This window comes from Pseudomonas sp. CM27 (genome assembly GCF_013179515.1).
Lineage (GTDB): Bacteria > Pseudomonadota > Gammaproteobacteria > Pseudomonadales > Pseudomonadaceae > Aquipseudomonas.
Map to the genome: position 1 here is coordinate 21,347 of NZ_JABMCN010000051.1, position 6,594 is coordinate 27,940.

Below are 6,594 nucleotides of genomic sequence, written 5' to 3' on the forward strand. Positions count from 1 at the left end.
CTGCATCGGAGTGTGATCTGTCGCGTCCCAGCCAGCCGCCAGGTTTAACGCCGCGTAACCGGTTTTCATCTACCCCCGCGCTGGGGCAGCTACTTACTTGGCAGATCACACTCCGATGCAGCCTGCGATGGGGAGCAGGGCATCGGGCCGTCTTTCCGGCTGTCAGGGGATCAGCCCAAGTGCAGGGCCAGCATGCCGCGATCCATGATGTGCAACTCGTCGGTGCTGTTCATGATTTCGCGTAGCTTCTCGACGCCACCGGCAATGCCGGTTACCGCTGCAACCACTTGCAACTGGCCGCGCCGCTCAGCATTGCGCAGGGCCGAGCGGATTCGGTCGTCCTGCTTTTTGTCGGTCAGGTTCATCAGCTTGCCCTCACAGCCCGAGAAGAGTCGCTTTGATCAGGCAGAGACATTCCAGCGATGCCTCGTCTCCAGCCTTGGCGGCGGCGCCTTGCATCTTGGTGATCGCTTCCAGGTCGGAGCAGTTGTAGGCAGCCTGCACCTGGGCGATGGCTTTTACCGCGGATTCAAGAGTCAGTTGCATGTCGCGTCACTCCAGTTGATTTCCAATGCCGGCTCGGTGAACCGGCATCAGTAAATCGTTCTGTCCCATTACCGCCGGGGTGGCGGGGCGCATTGCATGCCCGGGTCGTTCTCTCGGTTTAGGCGTTTCACCTTCGTCAGCCGTACAGGGTTCTCCCTGTCGTGGGCAGCCTTTCGGGGCTGTCTGATCGCCGGTCGCCGGTAGAGGCAATGCGGTCTGTTGTTTGTAGCGCTGGCTGTTAAAGAGCGGTGAGCCGTGAGGGCCTCTGCAGTCCCTAGTGAGTGACTGCTTGCAACCAAATCTACAACCAAGAGTTACAGAGCGCAAGTCCTCGGTTGTAATTTTTTCGAATAAAAGTTGTAAGTCGTTCATTTTCTGAGACTTTAAGTTGTAGCTACGGGCGCAAAAAAGCCCGCGCTTGGCGGGCTTCGGCGTATCTGCCTAATCATTCGTCAGGGCTTGGCTTTGCGATGTAGTCTTTCGGAATGTACGGAACCTGTGAAACCTTGCCGTCCTTGGTCACAAAGGACACGGACTTCGCCCCGCTGAAGGCGGTTGCGCTCGAGTAGATCCAGCGCTGACCGTCTTCCTGGGATACAACCATGTAGGGGTTGCCCATGATCTCGGAAAGCTGATCCTCAGTCATTCCAACCTTGACCTGGCTGGCCTGTCCAAAAGTGAAAGGTGTTCCTGCGCAGCCTGCCAGCACTACCACAGCGGCAGCCAAGGCGAAGCGTTGAAGCTGGCGAAGCATGCAAACCTCCATGTGTACGCGGCGCCCTACCAGAGGACGGATGACCAGAACACTTTACCTTTGATGACGATGTTTTGCTCAAGCATTTGTTGGGCGGTGTACTCCTCGTCAGGATGTTCGTCCCGATTGAAGCTGCGCATGCGTATCCCCCCACCCGGTAGGCGGTAGAGCATCTTCACGCGAAGCTGGCCGTCATGATCGAGCGCATACATCTTCCCGTCCACTACAGAGATGCTTCCCTGGTCAACGCCTACGGTGCTCTTGTCAGGCAGCACGGGCTCCATGCTGTTACCGCTGACGGTGACGCACACCGCATGGTCCGGCTGAACGCCTTGCTTGCGAAGGGTTAGCTTGCCGAAGCGCAGTTTCTGCTTGTGGGACTGTTCAACAACGGTTCTACCGCTGCCGGCCGACAGCTCCACTTCCTTGAGGAACGGCACATACACCTCGTCGTCATCCAATGGGGTGTCGTCATCCCACACGTCTATAGGGCCTAGCAGCGTGGCATTGGACTCTGCCCGATCGCTCCTAGCCAGCAGCTCTCCGGTAACCAGGTATGCAACCGAGGTGGACAAGGCAGCTGCGATGTCGTCCAGGCGCTTTCCCCTGGGTACCGACGCCCCGGACTCCCATTTCTGCACAGCTTGCGGGGATACCGAAAGCCTGCGAGCCAGCTCTGACTGATTCAGGCCGGCCTGTTCTCTTTTGCGCGCGATGCGCTGACCTAGTGTGCTCATCCTCGAATGATGCAACCGCAAGTTGTAAATATCACTGTGAATCTCAGTTGTAGTTTTCGCATTCGTGCGATAACCTTTGGTTGTAGTTGTAACTTTGAGGCCCAAAATGGAAGAGCTACCGATCTGCAAGGCGGCCAAGGCCGCAGGCGGTCAATCCGCCCTCGCTCGACTCCTCAAGGTCACACCTCAGGCAGTGCAGAAAATGTGCGCCTCGGGGCGTGTGCCAGCCGAGCGAGTTCTTGAAATTGAAAAAGCCACTGGCGTTTCACGCCACGAGCTGCGTCCCGACATCTACCCACAAGCTGCATAACCACTTTCAACTGCAAGGAGCCATCCCCGCATGTACGCCAACCCCAAGCACCTGCATGACCGCGAGATCAAGGTCCGGGTCGATGAGGACACATTCAATCTGATCCAGGCATTGGCCGCGTATCACCGCACTCAACGTGCCGTGCTGTGCCGCGAACTGCTGGAAGCGCAGCTGGCCGCGCTGGCTTCGGAGAATACCGGCGATCAAACCGCAGCCTGAAGGCCGCGAGGAGGCCCTATGCCGATCCAAGAGGTCGGTCTGGATCAGCACTTGATGGAAAAGCTGGAGCGGGAAGCTGCACGAAGGGGGATCACCCCTGAAGCACTCGCTGCGGAAATGATCGATCGAGAGCTGGCCAGCCGAACCAAGCTCCGCTTCACGCGGGGAACCGTAACACCGTTCCATCGCAGGGCCTGAACCGGCCCTGACACGTAACTGATAAGCCCGAACGATCTACCCAGCGCGCAGGGGACACCCGATGGCCTACGACGACAAAGCTCACCGCCACGACCACCAGGTCAAGGTCCGCTTGGATGACGAGGACTTCAACGAGCTCAAGGACTTTGCCCTGGAGCTCAAGGCGCAGCACAGCGTGCTGGCCCGGGAAATCATCCTGGCCGCGCTGGCGTTCAAGAAAGAGCACGGCCACTTGCCGCTGATCAACGAGAAGAAGGCCAGGGCCTGAATAGGTCCAGGGGAGGACGAATGTCGCCTGCAAACGAAGCAGTACAGCACGACGTAAAGGTCGAGCAGTTCCGCCGTTCCGACTTCCAGGAGCTGGAAGCCTGGGCGGAGGAGGCCGGCCTTACCCCCGACGAACTTGCATCGCAAATCGTCGGCATGGCCACCCGCTTCCTCTCGATGAGGGGCAAGCCCAAGAGCAACAACGTGGTGCCGTTCGCGGCGCCGAGGTAACCGTCCGATCCCTAATTAGGGACCCGGGCGCCAGTCCCTCATAAGGGACGCCAAATCGCAGAGACAAAAAAGCCGGGTTCGCGGCCCGGCTCTCTGCATAACGAAAAACTCTGTTGAGGAATCTTACCTATGCAGACCCAAAGTGTACAGGCCCTGCAAAGGGTCGCGCCACAAAACGCGAACCATCATTTCGTGGCGCGCACAGAAATTGTCACCTTGTTCGAAGGCGAGGCGGTGACCAGCACCGTCACTGTCGCCAGCGAAACAGGCAACGAGCACGCCAGCGTGATTGCTCTGGTGCGCAAGTACGAAGCCGATTTCGCCGAGTTTGAAAGGGTCAGATTTCAAATCGAACCCTTTGAGACCGCTGGCGGCGCTCAGTCCCGTGAAATCGCCTTGCTCAATGAGCAACAGGCGACCCTGCTGCTGACCTACATGCGCAACACCTCGATCGTCCGCGACTTCAAGAAACGGCTGGTCAAGGAGTTCTGGCGCCTGGCGAAAGCCACCCCGCCCCAGCCCGCCGACCTGAGCAAGCTGGAAATCCTCCAGATGGCCCTGGAGTCGGAGAAAGCCCGCGTCCTGCTCACTGTCCAGGTCGAGGCCCAGGCCAAGAAGATCGACCACCTGGAGAACCTGTTCAAGGAAGGCATGAGCCACGTCCAGTTCTGCAAGGGCCTGAATGGGGTCAACGTGATGCAGGTGGGCCACTTCCTCGAAGGCCGCAACTGGCTCTACAACGAGAGCAAGTCCGGTACCCGGTACCGCGTGGCAGCCTACGCCCGCGACAAGTACATGACCGAGCATCAGCAGACGGTCAGCCCGCACGGGAAAGAGGCGTTCATCAGCTATACGCCAATCCTCCTGCGTAAGGGCGCCGTGCGTCTGTACGAACTGTACCTGGCCGGCGAGCTGCCCATGAAGAAGAACTGGGACGGCCTGCACACCCACGACAAGGCAGTGCGGGGTGCAGCATGACCCGCCAGGACCTGCGCGACGACATCATCGCCTATATGAGCAAGCCAGAGCTTTCCGCTCGAGGTTGGTACTGCACCTGGTGGTTCCGTCATCACCTGCAGCACGGCGCCATCGGCACGCGGAAGATCCGCCAGGAGCTCGACCGCATGGAAAAGCTGGGGCTGGTGGTATCTGACAAGTCGCAGAGCAACAACACACTCTGGCAGCTCGCGCCCGCGAAGGTGACGCCATGAGCATCATCCGCGCGCCTCGCCCCGAGGCCAACTTCTACATGCTCAACAAGTCGATCAGCGAGGACGGGCGCCTGAGCTGGGCTGCCCGTGGCCTGCTGGTCTTCCTGCTGGGCAAGCCGGACCACTGGGCCGTGTCCGTCACCCATCTGCGCAACGAGACCGCCAAGTCGTCGAAACCGACCGGCCGTGACGGTGTTTACGGCCTGCTGCAAGAGCTGATCGCCGCTGGCTACGTCGAGCGCCGCCAGGACCGTGGCGAGTCCGGTTTGCTGGGCGAAACCCACTACGTCGTGTCGGAAACACCGCTTCCGGCTTTGCCGTATCCGGTTGAACCGCTTCCGGCTCAGCCGTATCCGGCAAATCCGACACTAGTAAGTATTGAAGGTAAGCAAGGACTGAAGGGAGTAAGGACTGACTCTCGCGAAGGCGAGTTGGTCGACTTCGAACGGTTCTGGTCGCTGTTCCCGCGCAAGGTGAGCAAGGCCGACGCCAAGAAGGCCTGGGCGAAGATCAAGGTCACCGCTGATCTGTTCGACCTGATGGCCAAAGCCCTGGCTGCCTGGACCGTTTCCACCGACTGGACCAAGGACGGCGGCCAGTTCATCCCGCACGCATCCACCTGGCTGAACGGCAAGCGCTGGGAAGACGAACTGCCCCAGCCAGCCGGCTCTGCCCCGTTCGCCTCCCGCCGCCCGGCCAGCGGCCCCGACTTCAACGACACCAGCTGGGCTGATGACCTGGGGGGCTTATGAGCGCACAACCTAAGCTGCGCAGCGTGACGCAGATCATGGCCTCGGCCAGCAACCTACCCGCCGAGGTTCAGGCCCCGGCAAAGCAGCTGGACCCGGGCACCACCGAAGTGGTCAACGCCCTGTTCAAGGAGCTGCAGGCCATCTTCCCAGCGTGGAAGCAGGCCTGGCCTGACGACGATTCGCTGAAGGCCGCCAAGCGCAGCTGGATCAAGTCCTTCGTTGCGGCGGGTATCAACACGCTCGAGCAGATCCGCTTCGGCATCCAGAAGTGCCGGGTGCTGGGCACCGACTTCGCCCCGAGCAGCGGCAAGTTCATCAAGCTGTGCCAGCCGACCCCGGAAGAGATGGGCATTCCGCCGCTTGCACGGGCCCTAGCGGAGGCGCTGGAGAACTTCCACCCCAGCAGGGCAGGTGCACGCCACTGGACGCATACAGCGGTGCGCCACGCAGCCCTGCAGTGCGAAGCGCAGAACCTGGGATCGATGGAGGTGGAGCGCGCGGAGAAGGTGTTCGCCCGGGCCTACGACATCACCATCCGCATGCTGGTCGCCGGCGAGCCCTTGGGCGACATCGCCACCGGCATCGGCCACGACAGCCAGAAGAGCCAACTGGAGCTGGCCGACGAGTACGCCAACCAGCGCCAGGCCCGCCTGCTGGACCTCCAGCAGATCCCGTCGAGCGCCGCCGCGTGCCGTGCCCACCTGCTGGCCAAGTTGAACATCAAGCGCGCCGGGCAGCCGGCCGGGGAGGGGGTGTGATGAACAGAATCCACATGTGGCATCGCATGGCCTACATGGGCTTCATCATCGTGAAGTGCGGCCGGAAGGTTAGGGCCACCCAGTTCACCGACCAGCCTGAAAAGGTCACCTGCTTGGCGTGCCTTAAGCACATGGGCCAAGTCGCCAAGGAGCGGCGCTGATGGACACCAACAAGATGCGCGCAGTGTTCGAGGAGGCTTTCGTCGAGGAAGAGGTTCGCCTGCTTGGTGAAGGGTTCCGCAGCTCGGCCCTGTACATGATCGAGAAAAACACCGTCAACGTGCGTTCGGCGTGGTGGGCTTGGCAGGCCTCCCGCGAGGCCGTGGTGGTGGAGTTGCCAAAGTTCGACGACTACCCGGCCAGCATGGAGCGCGACATGCGTGAGTCGCTGCGCTCCTCGATCGAGGCCCAGGGCCTGAAGGTGGCGCCATGACCGAAGTCCATCGCTACAAAGTCGTCAAGATGCTTTCCGAGGGCGGCAACCGGATCAGCTACGACCCACACGGACCCGAGGTGGTAATGGCAGAAGCCTATGACCAGGTCAAGGCCGAGAACGAGGCGCTGCGCAAGGATGCCGAGCGGTATCGCTTCGTGCGGAACCCGATAGGAAC

14 protein-coding genes and 1 pseudogene are annotated in these 6,594 nt (G+C 60.8%); 11 read left to right on the forward strand and 4 right to left on the reverse strand.

Annotation, left to right across the window (positions count from 1 at the left end; translation table 11 throughout):
* Positions 1-170: 170 nt before the first annotated feature.
* The 4 genes from HP547_RS08915 to HP547_RS08930 all read right to left on the reverse strand — a co-directional run bounded on the left by HP547_RS08915 (position 171) and on the right by HP547_RS08930 (position 2,037).
* The gene (locus HP547_RS08915; protein WP_172286087.1) at positions 171-365 is read right to left on the reverse strand and encodes a hypothetical protein; all 195 of its coding nucleotides are present in this window, start codon (positions 363-365) and stop codon (positions 171-173) included.
* Positions 366-375: 10 nt separating this feature from the next.
* Positions 376-546 (reverse strand): hypothetical protein, encoded by a 171-nt coding sequence (locus HP547_RS08920; RefSeq protein WP_172286088.1) that lies wholly within the window; start codon positions 544-546, stop codon positions 376-378.
* A gap of 445 nt (positions 547-991) precedes the next feature.
* Positions 992-1,300: an outer membrane protein assembly factor BamE gene (gene bamE, locus HP547_RS08925; RefSeq protein ID WP_172286089.1), complete on the reverse strand. Its 309-nt coding sequence runs from the start codon at positions 1,298-1,300 to the stop codon at positions 992-994.
* A 26-nt stretch (positions 1,301-1,326) separates the two neighbouring features.
* The gene (locus HP547_RS08930; RefSeq protein ID WP_172286090.1) at positions 1,327-2,037 is read right to left on the reverse strand and encodes a helix-turn-helix transcriptional regulator; all 711 of its coding nucleotides are present in this window, start codon (positions 2,035-2,037) and stop codon (positions 1,327-1,329) included.
* A gap of 106 nt (positions 2,038-2,143) precedes the next feature.
* Between HP547_RS08930 and HP547_RS08935 the strand changes: the two genes are divergently transcribed.
* The 11 genes and pseudogenes from HP547_RS08935 to HP547_RS08985 form a co-directional block, all read left to right on the forward strand.
* A complete protein-coding gene (locus HP547_RS08935; RefSeq protein WP_033692338.1) occupies positions 2,144-2,347 on the forward strand; it encodes a YdaS family helix-turn-helix protein in 204 nt (67 codons plus the stop codon).
* Positions 2,348-2,377: 30 nt separating this feature from the next.
* Positions 2,378-2,566 carry a hypothetical protein gene (locus HP547_RS08940; RefSeq protein ID WP_004573832.1) on the forward strand — a complete coding sequence of 63 codons (189 nt, stop codon included), beginning with the start codon at positions 2,378-2,380 and terminating at the stop codon, positions 2,564-2,566.
* 18 nt (positions 2,567-2,584) lie between these two features.
* Positions 2,585-2,764 (forward strand): hypothetical protein, encoded by a 180-nt coding sequence (locus HP547_RS08945; protein WP_172286091.1) that lies wholly within the window; start codon positions 2,585-2,587, stop codon positions 2,762-2,764.
* Between the two features lie 61 nt (positions 2,765-2,825).
* Complete coding sequence (locus tag HP547_RS08950; RefSeq protein ID WP_102667618.1) at positions 2,826-3,032, forward strand: hypothetical protein; 207 nt, start codon at positions 2,826-2,828, stop codon at positions 3,030-3,032.
* 20 nt (positions 3,033-3,052) lie between these two features.
* Complete coding sequence (locus HP547_RS08955) at positions 3,053-3,262, forward strand: hypothetical protein (protein ID WP_172286092.1); 210 nt, start codon at positions 3,053-3,055, stop codon at positions 3,260-3,262.
* Positions 3,263-3,391: 129 nt separating this feature from the next.
* Complete coding sequence (locus HP547_RS08960) at positions 3,392-4,240, forward strand: Rha family transcriptional regulator (RefSeq protein ID WP_172286093.1); 849 nt, start codon at positions 3,392-3,394, stop codon at positions 4,238-4,240.
* Complete coding sequence (locus HP547_RS08965) at positions 4,237-4,473, forward strand: hypothetical protein (RefSeq protein ID WP_172286094.1); 237 nt, start codon at positions 4,237-4,239, stop codon at positions 4,471-4,473. Before HP547_RS08960 ends, HP547_RS08965 begins: the two co-directional genes overlap by 4 nt.
* Positions 4,470-5,225 carry a hypothetical protein gene (locus HP547_RS08970; protein WP_172286095.1) on the forward strand — a complete coding sequence of 252 codons (756 nt, stop codon included), beginning with the start codon at positions 4,470-4,472 and terminating at the stop codon, positions 5,223-5,225. Before HP547_RS08965 ends, HP547_RS08970 begins: the two co-directional genes overlap by 4 nt.
* On the forward strand, positions 5,222-5,983 hold the full coding sequence (locus HP547_RS08975) for a replication protein P (protein WP_172286096.1): 762 nt from the start codon (positions 5,222-5,224) through the stop codon (positions 5,981-5,983). Before HP547_RS08970 ends, HP547_RS08975 begins: the two co-directional genes overlap by 4 nt.
* Positions 5,984-6,143: 160 nt before the next feature.
* The gene (locus tag HP547_RS08980) at positions 6,144-6,416 is read left to right on the forward strand and encodes a hypothetical protein (RefSeq protein ID WP_172286097.1); all 273 of its coding nucleotides are present in this window, start codon (positions 6,144-6,146) and stop codon (positions 6,414-6,416) included.
* Positions 6,413-6,594, forward strand: a pseudogene (locus HP547_RS08985) (hypothetical protein); the annotation flags it as partial. The gene HP547_RS08980 and the pseudogene HP547_RS08985, both read left to right, overlap by 4 nt.